At 41.3% G+C, this 21,353-nt stretch carries 17 protein-coding genes and 1 pseudogene; 8 read left to right on the forward strand and 10 right to left on the reverse strand.

The features are described 5' to 3' along the window. Nucleotides 1–34: 34 nt before the first annotated feature. From epd to tkt, 5 genes are all read right to left on the reverse strand, one after another. Complete coding sequence (gene epd / locus ACHSBP_RS20995) at nt 35–1,048, reverse strand: erythrose-4-phosphate dehydrogenase (RefSeq protein WP_010561001.1); 1,014 nt, start codon at nt 1,046–1,048, stop codon at nt 35–37. 339 nt (nt 1,049–1,387) lie between these two features. Next, nucleotides 1,388–2,176 carry a type I methionyl aminopeptidase gene (gene map, locus ACHSBP_RS21000; protein WP_010561002.1) on the reverse strand — a complete coding sequence of 263 codons (789 nt, stop codon included), beginning with the start codon at nt 2,174–2,176 and terminating at the stop codon, nt 1,388–1,390. Then, complete coding sequence (locus ACHSBP_RS21005) at nt 2,169–2,372, reverse strand: ParD-like family protein (RefSeq protein ID WP_010561003.1); 204 nt, start codon at nt 2,370–2,372, stop codon at nt 2,169–2,171. Before ACHSBP_RS21005 ends, map begins: the two co-directional genes overlap by 8 nt. A 114-nt stretch (nt 2,373–2,486) precedes the next feature. Next, entirely contained in the window at nt 2,487–3,119 is a 633-nt protein-coding gene (locus ACHSBP_RS21010) for a hypothetical protein (protein WP_010561004.1), read from the reverse strand. A gap of 183 nt (nt 3,120–3,302) precedes the next feature. After that, entirely contained in the window at nt 3,303–5,294 is a 1,992-nt protein-coding gene (gene tkt / locus ACHSBP_RS21015; RefSeq protein ID WP_395390335.1) for a transketolase, read from the reverse strand. Nucleotides 5,295–5,631: 337 nt separating this feature from the next. On the opposite strand from tkt, the gene metK reads away from it, so the two are divergent. From metK to ACHSBP_RS21030, 3 genes are all read left to right on the forward strand, one after another. Next, nucleotides 5,632–6,819 (forward strand): methionine adenosyltransferase, encoded by a 1,188-nt coding sequence (metK, locus tag ACHSBP_RS21020; RefSeq protein WP_010561006.1) that lies wholly within the window; start codon nt 5,632–5,634, stop codon nt 6,817–6,819. A gap of 111 nt (nt 6,820–6,930) precedes the next feature. Beyond that, nucleotides 6,931–7,875 carry a hypothetical protein gene (locus tag ACHSBP_RS21025; protein WP_010561007.1) on the forward strand — a complete coding sequence of 315 codons (945 nt, stop codon included), beginning with the start codon at nt 6,931–6,933 and terminating at the stop codon, nt 7,873–7,875. A 47-nt stretch (nt 7,876–7,922) separates the two neighbouring features. Further along, nucleotides 7,923–8,630: a hypothetical protein gene (locus ACHSBP_RS21030; RefSeq protein ID WP_010561008.1), complete on the forward strand. Its 708-nt coding sequence runs from the start codon at nt 7,923–7,925 to the stop codon at nt 8,628–8,630. Between the two features lie 5 nt (nt 8,631–8,635). Here ACHSBP_RS21030 and ACHSBP_RS21035 read toward each other — a convergent pair whose 3' ends face one another. Beyond that, entirely contained in the window at nt 8,636–9,238 is a 603-nt protein-coding gene (locus ACHSBP_RS21035; RefSeq protein ID WP_010561009.1) for an START domain-containing protein, read from the reverse strand. 1 nt (nt 9,239) lies between these two features. Further along, nucleotides 9,240–10,760, reverse strand: coding sequence for a CYTH and CHAD domain-containing protein (locus ACHSBP_RS21040; protein ID WP_010561010.1), 1,521 nt, complete (start codon nt 10,758–10,760; stop codon nt 9,240–9,242). Between the two features lie 370 nt (nt 10,761–11,130). Between ACHSBP_RS21040 and ACHSBP_RS21045 the strand changes: the two genes are divergently transcribed. Continuing rightward, the gene (locus ACHSBP_RS21045; protein ID WP_010561011.1) at nt 11,131–11,775 is read left to right on the forward strand and encodes a TIGR04211 family SH3 domain-containing protein; all 645 of its coding nucleotides are present in this window, start codon (nt 11,131–11,133) and stop codon (nt 11,773–11,775) included. A 170-nt stretch (nt 11,776–11,945) separates the two neighbouring features. Here the strand turns inward: ACHSBP_RS21045 and ACHSBP_RS21050 are convergent, their stop codons facing one another. Beyond that, nucleotides 11,946–12,434: a winged helix-turn-helix transcriptional regulator gene (locus tag ACHSBP_RS21050; RefSeq protein WP_010561012.1), complete on the reverse strand. Its 489-nt coding sequence runs from the start codon at nt 12,432–12,434 to the stop codon at nt 11,946–11,948. 143 nt (nt 12,435–12,577) lie between these two features. Here ACHSBP_RS21050 and putA point away from each other — a divergent pair, with 143 nt between their 5' ends. The 3 genes from putA to ACHSBP_RS21065 all read left to right on the forward strand — a co-directional run bounded on the left by putA (nt 12,578) and on the right by ACHSBP_RS21065 (nt 18,895). After that, nucleotides 12,578–16,378, forward strand: a complete 3,801-nt coding sequence (gene putA, locus ACHSBP_RS21055; RefSeq protein WP_010561013.1) for a bifunctional proline dehydrogenase/L-glutamate gamma-semialdehyde dehydrogenase PutA — start codon at nt 12,578–12,580, stop codon at nt 16,376–16,378. Nucleotides 16,379–16,520: 142 nt separating this feature from the next. Then, nucleotides 16,521–17,720, forward strand: coding sequence for an HD-GYP domain-containing protein (locus ACHSBP_RS21060; RefSeq protein ID WP_010561014.1), 1,200 nt, complete (start codon nt 16,521–16,523; stop codon nt 17,718–17,720). Between the two features lie 5 nt (nt 17,721–17,725). Further along, entirely contained in the window at nt 17,726–18,895 is a 1,170-nt protein-coding gene (locus tag ACHSBP_RS21065; RefSeq protein WP_010561015.1) for an HD-GYP domain-containing protein, read from the forward strand. Between the two features lie 8 nt (nt 18,896–18,903). Here the strand turns inward: ACHSBP_RS21065 and ACHSBP_RS21070 are convergent, their stop codons facing one another. Further along, nucleotides 18,904–19,734, reverse strand: coding sequence for a general secretion pathway protein GspB (locus ACHSBP_RS21070; RefSeq protein WP_010561016.1), 831 nt, complete (start codon nt 19,732–19,734; stop codon nt 18,904–18,906). An 11-nt stretch (nt 19,735–19,745) separates the two neighbouring features. Next, nucleotides 19,746–20,660: an ExeA family protein gene (locus tag ACHSBP_RS21075; RefSeq protein ID WP_010561017.1), complete on the reverse strand. Its 915-nt coding sequence runs from the start codon at nt 20,658–20,660 to the stop codon at nt 19,746–19,748. Nucleotides 20,661–20,774: 114 nt separating this feature from the next. On the opposite strand from ACHSBP_RS21075, the pseudogene ACHSBP_RS21080 reads away from it, so the two are divergent. Continuing rightward, nucleotides 20,775–21,353 (forward strand): annotated as a pseudogene (locus tag ACHSBP_RS21080) (tRNA nucleotidyltransferase); the annotation flags it as partial.

Below are 21,353 nucleotides of genomic sequence, written 5' to 3' on the forward strand. Positions count from 1 at the left end.
GCAAATTTGTTGGCAAACTCACGGTTATCTAAATCTAACTTTTTAATGCCATCGCTTCGGCAGTATCTAGCATACGGTTGGCAAAACCCCATTCGTTATCGCACCAAGCTAAGATTTTTACTAAGCGCTTGTGGCTTACACGGGTTTGCGTACCATCGATAATCGACGAATGACTATCGTGATTAAAATCAACCGATACCAGTGGTTCTTCGGTATAACTGATAATACCGGCTAAGTGTTGATGCTCTGCATCTGAAAGTACTTTATTAACCGTTTCAATTGTTACATCGGTATTAAGTGTGACACTTAAATCCATAGCGGTAACATTGATGGTAGGAACGCGCACGGCTATGGCTTCAAAACGGCTTTTAAACTTAGGCAGAATGCGCTCGATACCACGTGCTAATTTTGTATCAACTGGAATAATCGATTGACTCGCAGCTCGCGTACGACGAAGATCACTGTGATAGGCATCAATTACTTGCTGGTCATGCATTGATGCGTGAATGGTAGTAATTGCACCTGACTCAATACCAAATGCGTCATCAAGTACTTTAATCACTGGCACAATACAGTTAGTAGTACATGAACCGTTAGAGACGATAGTGTGCTCAGCTTTTAATTCATTGTCATTAATACCAAAAACAATGGTGGCATCCATATCGGCATCGGCAGGTTGCGAGAACAACACCTTTTTAGCGCCGGCATTTAAATGCAATTCAGCATGTTCGCGAGAGTGATAGACACCAGTACATTCAAGCACCACGTCGACATCTAATAAACCCCAAGGCAATTCACTTGGGTTTTCTTCGGCGAATAACTGAATTAAATCACCATTTACGGTGATGGCATCTTGCTGTAATTGCACAGGAAATTTAAAACGACCATGAGAAGTGTCGTATTTTAATAAATGCGCGATGCCTTTAGCGTCTGCTAATTCATTGATCGCGACAATTTGAATGTCGTTAGTACGACCAGCTTCATATAAAGCTCTTACGATATTTCGTCCGATTCGACCAAAACCATTAATTGCAATTTTGATTGCCATTAAGTTGTTTTTCCTAACAGTGCCGAGCACTTTCACAGTTGGTGAGAGGGTTGATGGCGGGTATTCTAAAGCAAAGAATTTGAATACGATAGTGAAAAAATTTTATTCTTCGATTAGTAAAGATAATGACACCGGTTACTTACTAGGTAAATCAAGGGATCCAGTAATTTCGCAAGTTTCATGAAGATTTTTAGAAAAATGTGATTTTAATTTGTCTGTTAAAAATGACACCGGTTTCCCTAAATTTATTACGACAATTAATCGCTCAACACGCGCTATAAAAAACACAAAAAAGCCTAATTTACGCTTTTAAAATTTTCTTAAATTAAAGACCTAGATTTAGTTTTTCAAAACCAACTCTTTTTCTTCTTGACGCAATGTTAATACTTCAAAGCCATCTTTTGTGACTAAAATAGTGTGCTCCCATTGTGCTGATAGCTTTTTATCGCGGGTTACTACTGTCCAACCGTCTCGTTTGGTTTTAGTTTTCGCGGTACCTTGGTTAATCATTGGTTCAATAGTAAATGTCATGCCTTCTTGTAGCGTTACACCAGTATCCTTTTTGCCAAAATGCAGTACTTCAGGCGCCTCGTGCATTTGTCTACCGATACCATGACCGCAAAACTCTCGCACTACAGAGTATCCGTGTTGCTCAGCATGATGTTGAATTACCGCACCAATATCACCTAATTTAGCGCCTGGTTTCACTTGTTTAATGGCCAGCCAAAGTGCTTCGTAAGTCGTTTCAACCAAACGTTTCGCAAGCGGCGATACTTCACCGATACAATACATTTTACTGCTATCTGCGATAAAACCATTTTTCTCTAAGGTAATATCGATGTTGATAATATCGCCATTTTTTAGTTTTTGCGTGCTACTTGGCACACCGTGACAAACCACTTCATTAATTGACGGGTTAAGCACAAATGCAAAACCGTACTGACCTTTACTCGCAGGGCGCGCATTTAACGTATTGGTAATATAGTCTTCAACAAAATTATTAATTTCTAGCGTTGACTGGCCGACTGCGATAAACGTATCGAGTGCAGAAAATACGTCTGCCAGTAATTGGCCGGAAGTACGCATAAAATCAATTTCCGTTTGATTTTTAATAATGATTTCACTCATTGCACTCACCTTGCTGATCACATTGACGCAGTAACTCTTGCTCCATTATTTCAGCAAAGGTTAAATTAGGATTCCGCTCTGCAAGGCGCCCTACTTTTATCCAAAACTCGGCTTGAGAGTTGATTGAACGCACCATCACGGTGCTAGCATGACGAATTTCATCATGTAATTGGTCAGAAATTTTAACGATACCCATAGCAACACACTGTTTGATTATATGCTTTACATATATTACGTATACATAATATATAAAATCAATAAAAAAATGGCGCCAAAGGCGCCATTGTGGGCTGGGTAACAAATAAAAAGTTTATCTTGGCAGATTTTTGCTTAACTTTTTGTTTTTATTCATTACATCACTGTAATAACCGTGAAGCGCTTCACTTAATTGGCCTTCTTGGCGTTTAATTCGTTCAGCTTGGGTAATGTTTTGCTGCTTTAACGTTACGTTTTCAGCACGTAATTGATTGATTACATCACCTTGCTGCTGCGCCTTAGTTTTAAGTTCATCAACGCTATGAATTGATTCTTTTAACAGGGCATTTAGCTCTTCATTACGCTCATTAAGTTCACGGCAGTGATGCTTCATTACCGATTTACTCATATTCGCTTCTTCAACTTGTTGCTGAAGATCTTGAAGCTTAGCGGTCACTTCTACACTTGGTTTTTTCTTTGCGTCTGTTAACTGTTCCATCAGTGTTTCAAGCATGGCGTTTGAGTTTTCCCACTCACGCTCAATTAACTGCACATGCTTAATAATCATGGCATGATCATTTTGCAATTGCTCAAACTGCTGCTGTTTTTCTAAAAGCAGTTTTTTCTGTTCAATTAATTGTTCAGTAAGCGCTTTTTCATGTGCGCGCTGTGCAAAGGAGGTAATATTAGCTTGTACGGGATCTGAACCGCAAACAAGTTCAGGAGCATTTCGTTCAGAGGTAACCATTTCCCTTTCCTCGTTATTATACCTATCAAAAGTTGGTTAAATTTTAGCAAGATAAAGGCAGGGGGGAATTTGATCTAAATCAGTTTTTTTAATTAAGAATCGTTATCAAAGGTAAAACTATTGCGCTAGATCAAAAAAGCGATGCATTTGCATCGCTTTTGATTATTATAGCTTTTTTTGCAATTATGCGAGTTGATTCGCTTTTGCTACGATATTCTCTACCGTAAAGCCAAAGTGTTCAAATAGTTCATTTGCAGGCGCAGATTCACCAAATGTTGTCATACCTACAACCGCACCATTTAAACCAACGTATTTGTACCAGTAATCTTCAATGCCCGCTTCTACCGCGATACGTTTAGTTACTGCACTTGGTAGTACTGATTCTTTATAAGCCGCATCTTGTGCGTCAAATAAATCAGTTGAAGGCATAGAAACAACACGTACTTTTTTACCTTGAGCGCGAAGTTCAGCTGCTGCTTGCATAGAAAGTTCAACTTCAGAACCTGTTGCAATAAGAATAATCTCAGGCGCGCCATCACAGCTTAATACATAACCACCTTTACGTACATTAGCTAATTGCTCAGCAGTACGTGCTTGTTGTTGTAAGCCTTGGCGGGTAAATACGAGTGATGTTGGACCGTCTTTACGCTCAATTGCGTCTTGCCATGCAATTGCAGACTCAACTTGGTCACATGGGCGCCAGTTAACTAAGTTAGGCGTTAAACGCATGCTTGCTAGCTGTTCAACTGGTTGGTGCGTAGGACCATCTTCGCCTAAACCGATTGAATCGTGCGTATACACAAAGATTGAAGGCTGCTTCATAAGCGCCGCCATACGTACTGCGTTACGCGCGTATTCCATAAACATTAAGAACGTCGCACCGTAAGGAATAAAGCCTTTATGCAGCGCAATACCATTCATAATTGCCGACATACCAAATTCACGTACACCGTAGAAGATGTAGTTACCTGATGCGTCATTTGCTGTTAAGCCTTTTGAACCTTCCCAAAGTGTCAGGTTTGAACCTGCAAGGTCAGCAGAACCACCCATAAACTCAGGTAAGATAGGGCCAAACGCATTAAGTGCATTTTGTGATGCTTTACGTGTTGCTGGGTTTTCAGGGTTTGCCTGTAGGCCTTCAATATAGGCTTGTGACTTCTCAGCCCAATCTGCTGGTAAGTCACCTTTTTGACGACGTTCAAATTCTGCTGCTAGTTCAGGGAAAGCTGCTTTATACGCATCAAATTTTTCAGCCCAAGACGCTTCTTTTGCGGTACCCGCTTCAACTGCATTCCAATCAGCATAAATATCAACTGGAATATCGAAAGCACCGTGCTCCCAGTTTAAAAATTCACGTGCAGCTGCAATTTCAGCATCACCTAATGGTGCACCGTGACAGTCGTGGCTACCTGATTTGTTTGGTGAACCGTAACCGATTACTGTTTTACAACAGATTAATGTTGGCTTGCCCGTTTCTGCACGTGCTTCATCGATTGCCGCGCGAATGGCTTCGCTATCGTGACCATCTACATTACGCACAACATGCCAACCGTAAGATTCAAAACGTGCTGCTGTATCGTCAGTGAACCAACCTTCTACTTCACCGTCGATTGAAATACCGTTGTCATCCCAAAACGCAACTAGCTTACCAAGGCCTAATGTACCTGCTAGTGAACACGCTTCGTGTGAAATACCTTCCATAAGGCAACCATCGCCTAGGAAACAGTAAGTAAAGTGATCAACAATATCGTGACCTTCACGGTTAAACTGGTGCGCAAGTGCTTTTTCAGCAACTGCCATACCAACCGCGTTAGTAATACCTTGACCTAATGGGCCTGTGGTTGTTTCAACACCCGGTGCATAACCGTATTCAGGGTGACCCGGTGTTTTAGAGTGCATTTGACGGAAGTTTTTAATTTCCTCAATTGGAAGATCATAGCCAGATAAATGCAGTAAAGAATAAATTAGCATTGAGCCGTGACCGTTTGACAGAATAAATCGGTCGCGATCAGCCCAATCAGGGTTTGCTGGATTATGGTTTAAATAGTCGCGCCATAGCACTTCAGCAATGTCTGCCATACCCATAGGGGCACCTGGGTGGCCAGACTTGGCCTGTTGCACAGCGTCCATAGATAGAACGCGAATAGCATTTGCTAGTTCTTTACGTGACGGCATGGATTTTCCTACCTCATTATTTGTTTGCTGTCATAATTTGGATACATTGACCAATAAGCACTGGCAATAGGAAGTACTTATTGGTCAATGTACCCACGCAGCTCTATTCTTACCTATAAGCACACGCGGAGCAATGGAAAACCGACTATAATCTAGCTTCTTTATGCACAAAACAGCCTAGTAACGGTGAAGAAATTTCACTTTTAATTTTTTTTAGACGTCTAGGCGTAAAGTTATTGTTTGCAGCGTCGTTATTCGGTAGAATACGCGACCATTTAATTGAACCTGCGCAAATCCTTGTGGCAACGCGCATTTTTTGTGAGTGAGTAGAAATACCATGGCAAGAACTTTATTTACTTCTGAGTCAGTATCTGAGGGTCATCCGGATAAAATCGCTGACCAAATTTCTGATGCGGTTTTAGACGCAATTATCACACAAGATAAGCATGCGCGTGTTGCCTGTGAAACAATGGTTAAAACAGGTGTTGCAATTATCTCTGGTGAAATTTCAACAGATGCGTGGGTAGACCTTGAGTCAATCACACGTAAAGTAATCACAGATATCGGTTACACATCATCTGACGTAGGTTTTGACGGTGACACATGTGGCATCATGAACCTTATTGGTCAACAATCACCTGAAATCGCACAAGGTGTTGACCGTACTAAGCCTGAAGAGCAAGGCGCTGGTGACCAAGGTTTAATGTTCGGTTACGCAACTAACGAAACACCAACATTAATGCCTGCGCCACTTTATTACTCGCACCTACTTGTAGAGCGTCAAGCACAAGCACGTAAATCAGGTATTCTTCCTTGGTTACGTCCTGATGCAAAATCTCAGGTAACCTTCGTATATGAAGACGGTAAGCCTGTTGCAATTGATGCAGTTGTACTATCTACTCAGCACAACCCAGACATCGAGCAAGATGCACTTGTTGACGCAGTAATGGAAAACATTATTAAGCACACGCTTCCAGCTGAGCTTTTAACTGAAGACACTAAATACTTCATTAACCCAACTGGCCGTTTCGTAATCGGTGGCCCTGTTGGTGACTGTGGCCTTACAGGTCGTAAAATCATTGTAGATACTTACGGCGGTATGGCTCGTCACGGTGGTGGTGCTTTCTCTGGTAAAGATCCATCAAAAGTTGACCGCTCTGCTGCATACGCAGGTCGTTATGTTGCTAAGAACATTGTTGCAGCTGGTCTTGCTGATAAGTGTGAAATCCAAGTTTCTTACGCTATCGGTGTTGCTGAGCCAACGTCTATCACTATCGACACATTCGGTACTGGTAAAATCTCTGAAGAGAAATTAGTTGAGCTAGTACGTGAGCACTTCGACTTACGTCCTTACGGTATCACTAAGATGCTAGACCTACTTCACCCAATGTACCAAATGACTGCAGCATACGGTCACTTCGGTCGTGAACCGTTTGAAATGACGGTTGGTGAAGATACATTCACAGCATTTAGCTGGGAAAAAACAGACAAAGCAGACGCACTTCGCGCCGCTGCTGGTTTATAATAACCGTCTGATCGAGAAAAAGCGCCATTGGCGCTTTTTTTATGCCTAAAATTCAATAAGTTGCTATGATAACCGCACTAGCAAGTGATAAACAAACTACACGGTGAAGTTATGTACCTTTCAATCAAGCATTACCCTGAAATAGCAAACAATACTAACCAACAAAGAATTGTACGCCTTGCCAAACCTTACTTAACAACTCCGGCAATTGTTTATATTACACATGTTTTGGTGTTGGTTTCTCTGGTTGTAATAAACCTGCCAAGTGTGCAACAACTATCGCCTTTGCTTTTAAAGGCCGGTTTATTTATTACTTATTTAATAGCAATGCATTTTGCGGGCATTAATACATGGCAGCGTAAGCAGTTTTTAACACACCTTGATGAAATCCAAACAAAATTAGAACAATCCGATATCGCCCTCGCCCAGTCATCTTTATTTAATTATTGGAAAGACACTCAAATAACTAAAACCTTTATCGTTACCGCCCCTACTTTCGCACGCATGAAAACCTTCGAATTTGGTTATTTGAGCCTCAGCGAAAATGGAGAAAAAGCGATGATCCGGGTATTAGAAGACGAAAGCTTGGCATCAAGCCAACTTAAAATTGCCATTTTTAACGACCAAGTCATCCCTGCTGTCATCGAGGAAAATACGCACGTTATCCTCACACTTGCAGAACATTCGATAAATGGCACAATTAGTAAAATTAACCAAGTAGCAAAACGAAAAGTCACTACAAATCAATTAGCGATTAATTTTACCGAAAAACTACTGGTGGTCGAGTTTGAACACACACCAAATGAGCTATCATTAGTATCCCTTGTGACCAACCCACAAACTGAACTAACCTACACTCTGAAACTGATAGCCATCGACTCACAAGATTATGTTGTTTACAAAGTGCTGGAAGACCATCCGTCGCGTCCGCTAATGAGTGCAGATGTAATTATCTTTAATAGCGATAAAAAACAAACAGCCAATGTACTTGGTTTTTCTGAGCTCGCAACACATCACGTCGGACATTACCCGCTAGCGGGTGGTATGATTAGCTAAGCACCTCAGCAACGAAAAACGCTATTAGATAAAACATAGGATTTAATATGAACAAAGGACATGTAATTGCATTTGTGCTTGGCGCCCTTAGCGTCGCACTTATTTCGACATTAATGCCTTCAGATAGTCAATTAATTAGTAAAGAACAACCATCTGATAGCTCTGACGACACATTATCTGAGCCGCTAGAATCAAGCTTTAATAACATCAAAGAACCGTTAACGGAAACCCTATCCACACAGCACAAATCAATACAACACTCACTAAAAGCGCTGACTAAATCTGAGCTGGTTGCTGAAGTTGAAAGGTTAGAAAGCGAATTAACACATGCTACACAAAAACATGAACAGCTGATTAAAGAGGTAAGCGAACATGCTGAAACCATGTTGCGCGACAAGGTCGCGGAGCTCGAGCAACAAATGCAGCAGCAACTTGAATTACTGCTCAGTGATGGCGTAGACACCCTTAATTTAGCAACTAAGTTTGAGCAACAAACCCGTGACGATCATTGGGCCGAAACGACAGAAGCGGTGTTTCAAGATTTTTTTACTACACATGATTTTATTGAATTTGTGCAACTAAAAACGATTGATTGCCGAGAAAGTATTTGCCAAATTAACTATCAGTATGCCGATGGTTTCGAATCAATACACCTGTTCCAACATAAATTATCAGAGTTTGTTACCAAACATAAATTCGCTACTAGCCAATCACAAGAGGCTAATGGTTCAGTCAATATGCATATCGCGAAATAACCTAGTCAAATGGCGTTACAAGGGTAAAGCTTCAAGCGCGCTTTCATCTTTTTGAAGGTGCTAAATACGTTAGATTTTGCGACAGAATTACCTAACCAATGTGGAATTTTTCCTGCAGGATCTGCAATCGCTTGATACTCAACAGAAATCGTATCTGCGTCTCGCTGAGTAATTACCCAACTGGCAGCTACATGCTCAATGCGAATGAACCCATCACGCTTTGCGTATTCGTTGTTAGCCGCTTGAATGCCAATTTGCATTTGTCTATTTGACGTTCTAAAAATACGTGAGTAAGTCACCATATCACGATTTTTAATCGGCCATGGCGCATTAAATTGAGTGTAAACGATATGCTCGTTTTGTGATGGTGACTTTAACACTTTGACACTGTCCACATTGCTTAACCACTTATCAGCATTGTCTGTATCAAGTAAAAGTGCTTCAAACGCTGCTAAGCATCCGCTAGTCACTGTGTAGGCTTTTAACTTTAAAAGTCCATCGGGCAGTTTTTGCTGATAAACTTCAATTCCTTGTTTAATTTTTACTTGCTGCCACTCTAATGCACTCAACGGAGTGCAAAAAAGTAGCAGCAACAGCATAGTGCGCATATTATTGCCAGTAAGGCTCCAATTTTTGACTTGCAAGACGGCTATGTTCCATTGCTGCGAGCAAACCATCATTTTTTTGTTTTAACCAACCCAAAATACTGGTGAATTGTTCGGGTTCTTGTTGCGTTTCACACAACTGTTTTAAATAGTCGTATGTCGCCAGTTCATCCATACCATGAATAATATCAAGCCAAGGGCCTCTAAATTCATCGCGTAGCGGTCCTTCAAAAAGCTGCCCTAAGCAACAACCGCTGAGTAAATTACGGTGTAATTTTTGACGTTTTGCGATGTAGCTTTCAGCGCTCACCACATCATGTGGTAATAAATGCTGCATTTCTTGCCAATCGCTTTCAAAAAGACGTGCCGCAATATCTTTTACAGGCGTACCAGCAGCAACAATTTGTTCTTGTCCCCAGTCATCACGCCAACGCTTTTCAATTAAAAAGCGCGTTAAATCTAGAATAAGTTGGTTGTAGCGCGGGCTATGGAAAATTGCCTTTAACGCCTTGCGCGACGGTTGCTCAGCTTTTAAGTTATCAATCACTTGTTCAAGCTCAGGCGCAGCCGAAATGCGTTTATAAAACGCATGTTTCTTTGACGTAAACGTTCGTAATTGAATCGCCGTTTCAACCCAAGAAAAGGTTTCTAATAGCCATTTAAGCTCTTTACGCAACGATTTAGTAACTTGTTTGTCGGCAACTTGTTCAAACAACCAAAAGCTATGACGAATAAGGCTAACCCCATCAACAATGCGTTTTAGTGTCTTTAATTTTGGCGAATCGATATAGCATTGCTCGTGTTTTTGCACAAACTCAATGCCGTATTGAAGGCACTTTTCAAGCGCTTCTTCTTGTGTCGCGTTTTCATCTAACTGTACATAGCCTAGGAATGTATCAGCCATTAACGGCGCATCGTCCGCTAAACGGTAGCCACGTGCGGCTTTACTGTATAGACCTAAACGTACTTCACTACAGTTAATTAACTTATTTGCTAATTCAAATAACTCTTTGCGATCACCACTTACCAATTCCATTTCCACTTCACAAATCGGCACACTTTGGCCTGAAGCAGAAATATCACCTTTATCCAGCACCAATTCAATTTCAGTACCTGAGTCGGTTTCTAATAACCAAGTACGACGAATAAAGTTAGTGTTAAAAATAGAGAAAAGGTTTTCACTAATAGTGCCTGGCTCCATGCCAGCAGGCCAAATTGAGGTATCAAATAACTCAATGTTTGGGCGCGAATTATTAATTGGCACATTGTATTCTGGACGTTGATGAAAGCCACCAACCACTTTGCCTGCCAACTTAATTGTTTGCTCACATTCGCCGTCAACACAACGCGTGCGTAAGCCGATATCTAGCGCTCTTAATTCTCTGCTTGGAGTATCAAAGTATGCGTTTTGTAAGTTGCGAGAAGCTTTATTACTGACTTTTTTTGAAAACTGGGTAATCAGTGCTGGCAGTTGAGAAATAACTTGTTCTGAAACTAAAAATTTCAGCTCAATTTCAGTATCCATTAGCTGGAGGGTTGACCTATTTTATTAGCAAAGCCTAAGTAAAACCAAATATCGGGCTAAATGCAACCTTTTGTGCATCGACTTACAAACAACGACTAAATTATGAAGTATTGTGTGAATGCGCTGCGCGACTTGCTATTGCGCGGTGAAATCCATACTATGAAGCCTCAAATACCAATTCACTTAAATAGCTAGTCATTTTAGCGGGCTAAATATCATGCTAACTGCGTTGGAATTTATCGATGTAAAATAACTACATCAGACAAATCCCGCCTTGTTAGTATCTCATTTATCCAGCGCTATAATTAGTTACATGTTTAAACGACTTGGTAAATTTATCGGACAACAACAATAAAACAGGATCCTCTCAATGTTTAAACCGATTGCTGCATTTCTTTTATTAGCGAGTTTAAGCACAGCTATCCACGCAGAAACGCAAACTAACGGCGAATCAGCGACTGAAGTACTGGAAGTACAAACAACTGAAAGCGCATCTTCTTCAACTGCTTATATTACCGACAACCTATTTGTTTATATGCACTCAGGTCCAGGCAAAAATTATCGCATTCTTGGTTCTGTGCAAGCAGGTACCGAATTACAGTTGCTCGATGAAAATAAAGAAACGGGCTATAGCCAAGTAAAAGATAGCCGCGGTCGTACAGGTTGGATTGATAAACGTAATATCAGCAAGCGCCCGGGTTTAGCACAACAAAACCTTAAGCTAAAAAATCAATTAGCTGATTTACAAGCAGAGCTAAATTCAAGCCAACGTGATATGCCAGTACTGCGTCAAACTGCCAGTGATTTGGAAGTTAAAAACCGTGAACTCAATGCTGAAATTGAAAAGCTAAATGCCCAAATTTCAAGCTCACGTAATCAAAAGCAACAAGCCAGTGAAAAACAGCAAAAGCAGCTATTGATTTATGGCGGCGGTATTGCATTTATTGGTATTTTACTGGGGATTATCATCACAATCGTGTTATCGCGACGCAAACGTTACGACGGTTGGGCGTAATATCTACTCTATATAAAAAAAGCGCTTATCCAGCGCTTTTTTTGTATCTGTTATCCCTTACTCAAAAACGTTTGAGTAAACGTTATTCCTATTGCATTAATTTGTGAGTCACTTGCTACGAGGGCAAAACCACTCAGCAATAAAACAGGTAATTTTTAATAAGTTCGGAATTACTCTTCAACCTGCACGGTTAAACCGGCGTCTTGCTTAACATGCTCAATTACCATGTAAGTACGGTTGGTACCAACGCCTGGTGTATCTACAATTTTACCGAGTACTTCACGGTATTCAATCATATCGCCAACACGTATTTTTAGTAGGTAATCGTAGCCACCCGCCACCATATCACACGACACCACTTGGCCAATGCGCATAATATGCTGTTTGAAAATATCAAATGCGGCTTCGGTTGATTCTTTTAATGTTACTTCAACGTGGGCAACCACATTTTGTTTCAGCTTGGTAGCATTTAAACGTGCACCATAACCTTCAATATAACCATCGTCTTCAAGCTTTTTAACCCTTTCAAGGCACGGGCTTGGACTTAAATTAACTTGTTTCGCTAAATTTACGTTAGAAATTCGGCCATTTCTTTGTAAAACATCTAAAATTGCTAAATCGATTCGATCGAGCACTCGTGTTTTGATAGAGGTGGTCATACAGAATATTATTTGGCATCTTTTGAACAATTCCCTGTAAATTACCGGATATAGCCAAAATACGCCAGCACATTCTGCTGAAAAGAAATTACACTACGCCCCTATTTTATAAATTTAACCTATTTTATTTTGAGGGTTTCTTTATGCTTTACAATGGTGATTTAACTACCAAATGTCCGATCCGCCAGCAGATCCGTGACTTTTACCGTATTGATGAAGACCAAGTTATTGACCATATTCTGCCACTTGCAGAAGTTGGTGTTAGCGCACGTAGCCGTGCATGGGAACGTGCACGCCAAATGGTATTAAATATTCGTAACGATCAAGAAGGTCAAGGTGGTGTTGATGCACTACTTAACGAATACTCACTGTCTTCTGAAGAAGGCGTGGTATTAATGTGCCTTGCTGAAGCATTGCTACGTGTACCAGATAAAGAAACTCAAGATAGCCTTATTCGCGATAAGCTAGCAAACGGCGACTGGAGCTCTCACTTAGGTAACAGCGATTCTCTGTTTGTAAATGCATCAAGCTGGGGTCTGTTATTAACAGGTAAAATGGTTAACTATGCAGACAAAAACAAAGAAGACCAGTTCGGCTTATTAAAGCGCACTATGGGTCGTATTGGTGAGCCTGCTATTCGTAAATCAGTGCAATATGCCATGAAGATCATGGGCAAGCAGTTTGTTATGGGTACTACCATTGAAGAAGCGGTAGAGCGCGCGAAAGATAAAGAAGCAAAAGGCTACGCATACTCTTACGATATGCTAGGTGAAGGCGCCCGCACTATGGCGGATGCTGAACGTTATTTTAATAGCTATATGATGGCAATTCACGCTATCGGTAAAGCAGCCAATGGTCGCGGCCCTATAAAAAGCCCTGGTATTTCTGTAAAACTTTCAGCTATTCACCCGCGTTATGAGTTCACACACCGTGAGCGCGTAATGGAAGAACTTGTCCCTAAGCTTAAAGAGCTAGCACTAACAGCAAAGCAGTACGACATTAACTTTACAGTTGATGCCGAAGAAGCTGACCGTTTAGATATCTCTTTAGATATTATTGAAGCGGTATTTTCTGATGATGCTCTTGGCAATTGGGCTGGTTTTGGTTTAGCGGTTCAGGCTTACCAAAAGCGTGCTATTTTTGTAATCGACTGGTTAGAAGCACTTTGTCGACGTGTAAATCGTAAAATGATGGTTCGCCTTGTAAAAGGTGCTTACTGGGATACTGAAGTAAAGCTTACACAAGCAGATGGCCTTGAAGATTACCCAGTATTCACACGTAAAGCGACAACTGACGTGTCTTACAAAGCGTGTGCAATTAAGCTAATGAAAGCACGAGATGTGATTTTCCCGCAGTTTGCAACACACAATGCATACTCAGCAGCCACTATTTTAGAACTTGCTGATGGCAACTATTCAAACTTTGAATTCCAGCGCTTGCACGGTATGGGTGAATCATTATTCGACCAAGTTGTAACGCAAGATCGTGTTCAATGTCGTGTATACGCACCAGTAGGTCAACACGAAGACTTACTTGCATACTTAGTACGTCGTCTATTGGAAAACGGCGCTAACTCATCATTTGTAAATGCCATTGTTGATGAATCTCAGCCAGTAGAATCACTGCTTGAAGATCCCGTTGAAAAAATTCAACGTGTTCGCAATAAGCGCAACCCACAAATCGTTTTACCAAAAGACTTATTTGGTGAAGAGCGTCAAAACTCTAAAGGTTTAGATTTAACCAACATTAACCATATTACGCCATTCAAAGCGAATATTGACAAATGGGTTGCTGAAAACCTAATGACTCATGCAGATGTGCCTGAAGGTCACGAGGCGGTAATTAACCCAGCAAACCACGCTGAGGTGCTTGGTTCTATTCGTCACCAAGACGAAGCTGAAATGAAAGCCCTTGTTGATACAGCTGAATCAGCTTTCCAATCTTGGTCTCAAACGCCAGTTGCTGAGCGCGCTGAAATCTTACGTCGCACTGGTGACATTTTAGAGCGTCATCGCGATGAACTTATTGCATTGTGTATTAAAGAAGCAGGTAAAGTAGCGCAAGATGGTGTTGATGAAGTACGTGAAGCTGTAGATTTTTGTCGTTACTACGCAGCGCGCGCTGAAGAGCTTGCAGCTGATAGCCGCTTTTCACCACGTGGTGTAATTTTATGTATTAGCCCGTGGAACTTCCCACTTGCGATTTTCTTAGGCCAAGTAGCAGCGGCAATCGCAACAGGTAACTCAGTCATTGCAAAACCAGCAGAGCAAACATCACTTGTTGCACTTCGTGCAATTGAGTTAATGCGTGACGTTGGCTTACCAAAAGACGTAGTACAGCCTGTTATTGCTCGCGGTAGCAAAGTAGGTCAGGTAATTATTCCTGACGAGCGCGTACAAGCAGTTATGTTTACAGGTTCAACTGAAACAGGTACACGCATTGCGCAAACCCTAGCAGAACGTGGTGGCGACCAAGTACCTCTGATTGCCGAAACGGGTGGTCAAAACTGTATGATCGTTGATTCTACCGCGCTACCAGAGCAAGTCGTTGACGATGTTATTTCTTCTGGGTTCCAATCAGCAGGTCAGCGCTGTTCTGCACTGCGCGTATTATTCGTACAAGACGAAATCGCAGACAAAGTAATCAAGATGATTAAAGGCGCGATGAAAGAGCTACACGTTGGCGACCCAGCTTATCTATCAACAGATGTTGGCCCGGTTATCGACCAAAAAGCACTTGATGCACTAAATGAACACGTTGAATACTTAAAAGATAAAGCGACACTGCATTTTGAATGCCCTATTCCGGCTGAAGATGAAAACGGTCACTTCTTCTTTGCACCACGTTTATACGAGATCAGTGATTTATCGGTATTAACGAAAGAAGTATTTGGTCCATGTGTACACGTAATCCGTTTCAAAGGTACTGAAATTGATAACGTAATCAACCAAGTAAACAGCACTGGTTTTGGCTTAACTATGGGTATTCACACCCGTATCGAAGAACGTGCTGAATACTTAGCTAAGCAATCACGTGCCGGTAATATTTACGTAAACCGCAATATGATTGGTGCCGTTGTTGGTGTGCAACCATTTGGTGGTCGAGGCCTATCAGGTACAGGCCCTAAAGCAGGTGGCCCAACTTATCTAACACGTTTAGTAAAAGAAAATGCTGCACCTGAAAACGTTCAAGCTACCAATATCAACCTTGATGGCGAAGCAATTGTTGATGACAACCATGCAGTTGAACGCGTTAATCAAATGATGGTTAACTCAATTCGCGATGAAAAAACTTGGCGTGCAACCAGCTTAAACGACCGTATTTCAGTATGTCGTCAGATGCTGGCTAAAATCGCACAAGTTGAAATCATGGATAAGCTTGCAGATGATTTAACACAAACAATTGCCGATGCACGTAGTCAGCTTGACCGTATTGAAAAGCGTTTAGCCAAAGGTACTGTGCTACCAGGCCCAACTGGTGAATCAAACACAATTTACCTAGAGCCGCGCGGCTGTGTTGTTTGCTACGCAGATAAGGATACTTCATTTAACTTCTGGGTATTGTCTATCGTAACGGCGATTGCAGCGGGTAATACTGTAATTACCGTGGTGTCTGACCTATTCCACGAAGAAGCGTTAGCTTTCCGTGCTAAGTTATTAGCATGCGGTGTTGCTGAGGGCGTTTTACAAGTGGCTAAACTGTCTGAGTTTAATGCAACACTTGCTCACCCGCACGTTGCAGGCGCTGTAATTGGCAGTGGTTGTGAACGTAAAGCACATGTAAACGAAAAACTGGCTGCACGCTCTGGTGCTATTTTACCGGTGATCAGTGCACAGTATTACGACACACTAATCAATCGCTTAGTTACTGAAAAAACCATCAGTATTGATACCACAGCATCAGGTGGTAACACATCACTAATGACGCTAACTGACGAAGATTAATCTAAAGCTCGGGAAACCGGCTTGTTAAGCAAAATAAAAGGGCTAAGTGTAAACTTCAGCCCTTTTCTTTTATCTTCCGCTTAATTTTCAGCATAATGTTTGCTAATTTTAAAGATAATCAAAATTCAAAGATGTACTGCCAATGTTAAAAACCATTTTAATATCTGATCTTAAACCCGGCATGTATGTGCAAGGGGTTGTAAAGCAACAAGGTAGTGTGAAAGTTAAGTCAGAAGGCTGGGTAAGGACGCAAACCGCCATCAATAAATTAGCAAAGTCCGGTATTTTAGAAGTGTCTGTCGACCCCGATAAATTCATTGATTTAAACGCAGAAAAAAATAACGATTCTAGCGAAAACGCAATCGAAACACCTAAGTTTGATCCAACCAAAGCAACGGCGAGTTTCTCAAGCGAAGCAAACAAAGCAAAAAAACTTTATACCGAAGCGAAACAACTGCAATCAAAAGCATTTGACGATATTCGTGCAGGACGCAAAATTGACGTTGCGCCATTTAAGCAGGTTGCTAGCGGTTTTATTGATTCGGTTTTTCGCAACCAAGATGCCCTCGCCTGCATGACCCGCATTCGCGAAAAAGATGCATATTTGTTAGAGCACTCAATTAATGTATCGGTATTAATGAGTATTTTTGCCAAGCACATGGGGTTTGAGCGTGAGGTTATTCATGAACTAGCAACGGGTGCGCTGTTACATGACATTGGCAAAATCAAAGTTCCAGACGCGATTTTAAATAAACCAGGCAAACTCACCGATGCTGAATTTGACGAAATTAAACGTCACGCGCTATACAGCAAAGAGATTTTAGAAGAGTCAGAACTCAGTGATATCGCCATTCAAGTTGCCGGATTTCACCATGAGCGCTTAGATGGTAAAGGCTACCCATTTGGCTTAAAAGGTGATGAGATAAATCAGTACGTACGTATGATCTCAATTGTCGATGTATATGACGCACTAACTGCAAAACGAGTATATAAAGACGGGATGAACCCAATCCAAGCGTTTAAAATTATACGAAGTGACTGCCCAAATAGTTTTGATAGCGAATTAGTCGCACGCTTTATTCAATGCATTGGCATTCACCCTGTGGGCACGTTAGTAAAATTAAAAAGCCAAAAACTGGGCATTGTATCGCAAAGCAACTTTGAGCAGCCGTTAAAACCAACAGTTAAAGTATTCTACAGTGCAAAACATCAACATTACACTGAAGTACAAGACCTCAATTTAGCCAGCAACCGCATTGACGACGAGCTTGAGTCATCTATTAAACCAGAAGACTTTGGCATTGATTTAATTAAATTCTTCCGCAATGCTTTTTTTGATTAAGATACATGAGCATCACACCAGACGGTAAAATAAAATTGCCCATTACTAAATTAGAGGTGGGCGATTTTGTTGAAGAAGTAACTAAACAATTAGGCGCTGTTAAAGTAGTGCAAACGGGCTTAGTAAGAAATTACTTTGCACTGCAAGCACTAAAGAAAAAAGGCGTAATAGAAGTACTTGTCGACCCTAGTCGTTCTAAAAAAAGCACTCAACAACAAACAACAACGTTTACTAAAAAAGCCAAAATTGAGAGTCAATTAGAAGCGGCACTTGATTGGCAAGACCGAGCGCATGCAATCATTGACGATACATTAGCGCGCGCAAAATCCCACACCCCAATTGATATTTCGGGGTTACAAAGTTTAGCGCAGCAAGTATTAACACTGACGCGACAGCATAAAGAAGCCGTTGCATTAGTGGTACGTTGTAAAATGTCTAACGCTTTGCTCAACAGTCACTTACTACGGGTGGCGGTAAGCTTGGCACAGTTTTGCATTCATCAAAACTACCAGCCGTTAGCAAGCGAGCACATGGTGCTTGCAGGGTTGCTTTCACGCGTTGGATACCAAATGCTGCCTGACAATTTACGCCTTCCCGACGACAAACTCGCACCGATGTTGAGAGTTAAAAAGCAGCAACATATTTCACAATTACAAAAACTATTGCGTGTCAGTGGTCAGCCCGATGAACATGTTTCACGCTTAATTTCAGAGCAAAATGAGCTACTTGATGGCAGCGGTTATCCGAACCAATTAGATTTTGATAAACTCAATTCAGCGCAGCGCATTTTTAGCATCGCCATTATGTACGACAGTTTAGTTTGTGGCTTTGACCATACTAAAGCCGTTGGCAGCGCTGCTGCATATCGTGAACTAATGGAGCATTCACCGAACCATTACGACCCAGATTTACTGCAAACTTTTATTCAAGCTATTGGGGTTTATCCAGCGGGAACATTAGTTAAGCTATGCTCAGGTCGCATTGCACTCGTTGTTGAAAATCAACAGCAACTAACAAAACCTCGGGTGAAAGTATTTTACAACGCCGAGTTTAATCACCACTTGGCAGTGCGCATAATTGATTTAGCGGAATCTGATGACAGCATTGAAGGCACGGCAAGTGCCCAGCGTTATGATTTAGATATAGCTGATTTAATTTCAGAAGACGGGATTTAATGGCCGTTTTAAAACTGCCAATCTTCCATCGCAGCTAAACTAAACTCCACACCGTCGTACTGCATTAAGGTTTGTTCTGCCGCAATATCAATAATGTAAACGCCATTAAGGTTATCGCCCACTTTGAGTTCTCGGTCGTTAATCTTAATCCAACTGCGACTAGGTTCTGAAGCAAATACATGCGCTTGATAACGCATTTCAGGAATACGCGCTCTAAATGCCTCTGGCAATAATTGAATAGGTGACACTTGTGCCGAAGCAGATGAACCTGAAATCACTTGCTGTTCTAATGGTTCATTTTGCGCCTGCTCAAATGCTTCGCTAAACGCATCAATTAAGGCGTTGGTTTGCTCTCTCTGTTCTTTTTCTTGTTGATAGCCAACCACTTTATATTCGGATAAATCGGCTTCACCTTGCGCATTTTCATCTGCTTTAGGTTGTGATTTTTCACTTGGTGTCGGTTCTACAACAGGTTGTGCATTTGCAGCCACCGGCTGAGTGTAAACTGGCACAGGAACCAGTTGGTATTGAATTTGTTGCTGAGTACCTGACGTTGCTGGCACTTGCGGCTGAATCGGCATTATAGCTTGGTTATTTGGCGTTGCCTTGTTTTGTAAAACCTCCGCTTCAATCGCAGGTTTCGTTTGCTGAGTCTGCAATCCTTTACCGATAAAGAAACCCAATGTAAGGGTCAGTAAAAAGCCTAAAAATAAAGCCAAATTACGGTAAAAACGTAATTTTTTACTTAACAGGTATTCCTGTTGATAATCACCTTGCATTGGCACAGCACCTCGGCTCGAAGTTTCATTTTGCTTTAATGCATCAAGAATATAAGACATACATACTTCTTTTAAAAAATAAACGACAAACCAATGCCCGTTAATACAGCGACTATAGCAAAGCAGGCATACATCCACACCTGATAATTTGCACCTGATGAGGCCGTTACTGACGCCTCAAGCGGTAATATTTCAGTTGCCGCTGTTGCTATCATGGTTTTATTAACCTGTTTACGACTATTGGCAAACGCCCCCATTAGCGCACGCTCACACAATAAATTGATAAGCCGCGGGATCCCCCCAGTTAATTGATGAATACGTTTAATTGCTGAGTTTTCAAACAACATGGTATCGCAGCCTGCAATATGCAAACGATGTTTGATATACGCAAATACTTCAGACTCATTAAGTGGCATTAAATGGTAACGAGCGGTAATACGCTGAGCTAATTGCCGTAACTCATTGCGTTTTAACAATGTTTGCAGCTCCGGCTGACCAACTAGAATAATTTGCAGTAATTTGCGCTGATTAGTTTCTAAATTAGTCAATAAGCGCAACTGTTCAAGTACCGCACCACTTAAATGCTGAGCTTCATCAATAACGAGCATAGTGCGTTTGTCTTGGCTATGGTTTTTTAACAGTCGATTTTTGATTTTATCGGTCAAATTTTTAAGCGTCGCCTCTGACTTTTTATAACGAATACGCAGCTCATCACAAATACTCGCAAGTAACTCTAACTCAGACAACGATGGGTTTAACACAAACGCCACTTGAGTTTCATCACCTATGCTTTCGAGCATGCAGCGTGTTACCGTTGTTTTACCAGTTCCGACCTCACCTGTAAGCAGCACAAAACCGCCGGCATCACCTAAACCATAGGTTAAATGAGCCAATGCTTCTTTATGACGTTCACTTAAAAAAAGGTAGTCAGGATTCGGTGCGATGGAAAATGGCTGATCCGTTAAGCCAAAAAAATCTAAATACACTTACTTCAATACGCTTAATAAAAACTCAGCCTATCATACCAATTCACCAACGAATTCCAAATTATGATAGGATTTCAATCATTATCGTTATTTATTATGTGTAAACCTAACACAATGAAAATATACCTAGTTGGCGGCGCAGTAAGAGATAAACTATTAAATCGCCCAATTAAAGAGTCAGATTATGTGGTAGTTGGTAGTACGCCAGAAGAATTATTAGCGCTTGGCTACCAGCAAGTTGGCAGTGACTTTCCTGTATTTTTACACCCAGAAACAAAAGACGAATACGCCCTAGCACGAACCGAACGAAAATCAGGGCAAGGTTACACTGGGTTCATTTGCGACTTTACGCCAGATGTCACACTGGAAGAAGATTTAATTCGCCGCGACCTAACCGTAAACGCCATGGCTGAAGATGAAAGCGGCAATATTATTGACCCTTTTAATGGACAAACCGATTTAGAACAAAAGCGCCTTCGCCATGTAAGTGATGCATTTTGTGAAGATCCACTGCGCATTTTGCGCGTTGCACGCTTTGCTGCTCGCTATCATTATTTGGGCTTTACTATCGCGCCAGAGACAGTATTACTAATGCAAGAAATGGTTGCCCAAGGTGAAATTAATACCCTAACCAAAGAGCGAATTTGGCTGGAAATTGAAAAATCCCTTGCCGATGGCGCAATCAATGTATTT

The sequence above is a fragment of the Pseudoalteromonas sp. XMcav1-K genome (assembly GCF_044005875.1).
In the GTDB taxonomy this organism is placed as follows: domain Bacteria; phylum Pseudomonadota; class Gammaproteobacteria; order Enterobacterales; family Alteromonadaceae; genus Pseudoalteromonas; species Pseudoalteromonas spongiae.

What these genes read in the sequence shown, in the direction of transcription:
- ACHSBP_RS21050 (WP_010561012.1), bottom strand. Translation starts at nt 12,434, where the DNA reads ATGACCACCTCTATCAAAACACGAGTGCTCGATCGAATCGATTTAGCA.
- ACHSBP_RS21065 (WP_010561015.1), top strand. Translation starts at nt 17,726, where the DNA reads ATGAGCATCACACCAGACGGTAAAATAAAATTGCCCATTACTAAATTA.
- metK (WP_010561006.1), top strand. Translation starts at nt 5,632, where the DNA reads ATGGCAAGAACTTTATTTACTTCTGAGTCAGTATCTGAGGGTCATCCG.
- ACHSBP_RS21025 (WP_010561007.1), top strand. Translation starts at nt 6,931, where the DNA reads ATGTACCTTTCAATCAAGCATTACCCTGAAATAGCAAACAATACTAAC.
- ACHSBP_RS21010 (WP_010561004.1), bottom strand. Translation starts at nt 3,119, where the DNA reads ATGGTTACCTCTGAACGAAATGCTCCTGAACTTGTTTGCGGTTCAGAT.
- ACHSBP_RS21070 (WP_010561016.1), bottom strand. Translation starts at nt 19,734, where the DNA reads ATGTCTTATATTCTTGATGCATTAAAGCAAAATGAAACTTCGAGCCGA.
- ACHSBP_RS21030 (WP_010561008.1), top strand. Translation starts at nt 7,923, where the DNA reads ATGAACAAAGGACATGTAATTGCATTTGTGCTTGGCGCCCTTAGCGTC.
- map (WP_010561002.1), bottom strand. Translation starts at nt 2,176, where the DNA reads ATGAGTGAAATCATTATTAAAAATCAAACGGAAATTGATTTTATGCGT.
- tkt (WP_395390335.1), bottom strand. Translation starts at nt 5,294, where the DNA reads ATGCCGTCACGTAAAGAACTAGCAAATGCTATTCGCGTTCTATCTATG.
- ACHSBP_RS21040 (WP_010561010.1), bottom strand. Translation starts at nt 10,760, where the DNA reads ATGGATACTGAAATTGAGCTGAAATTTTTAGTTTCAGAACAAGTTATT.
- putA (WP_010561013.1), top strand. Translation starts at nt 12,578, where the DNA reads ATGCTTTACAATGGTGATTTAACTACCAAATGTCCGATCCGCCAGCAG.
- ACHSBP_RS21005 (WP_010561003.1), bottom strand. Translation starts at nt 2,372, where the DNA reads ATGGGTATCGTTAAAATTTCTGACCAATTACATGATGAAATTCGTCAT.
- ACHSBP_RS21035 (WP_010561009.1), bottom strand. Translation starts at nt 9,238, where the DNA reads ATGCGCACTATGCTGTTGCTGCTACTTTTTTGCACTCCGTTGAGTGCA.
- ACHSBP_RS21060 (WP_010561014.1), top strand. Translation starts at nt 16,521, where the DNA reads ATGTTAAAAACCATTTTAATATCTGATCTTAAACCCGGCATGTATGTG.
- epd (WP_010561001.1), bottom strand. Translation starts at nt 1,048, where the DNA reads ATGGCAATCAAAATTGCAATTAATGGTTTTGGTCGAATCGGACGAAAT.
- ACHSBP_RS21045 (WP_010561011.1), top strand. Translation starts at nt 11,131, where the DNA reads ATGTTTAAACCGATTGCTGCATTTCTTTTATTAGCGAGTTTAAGCACA.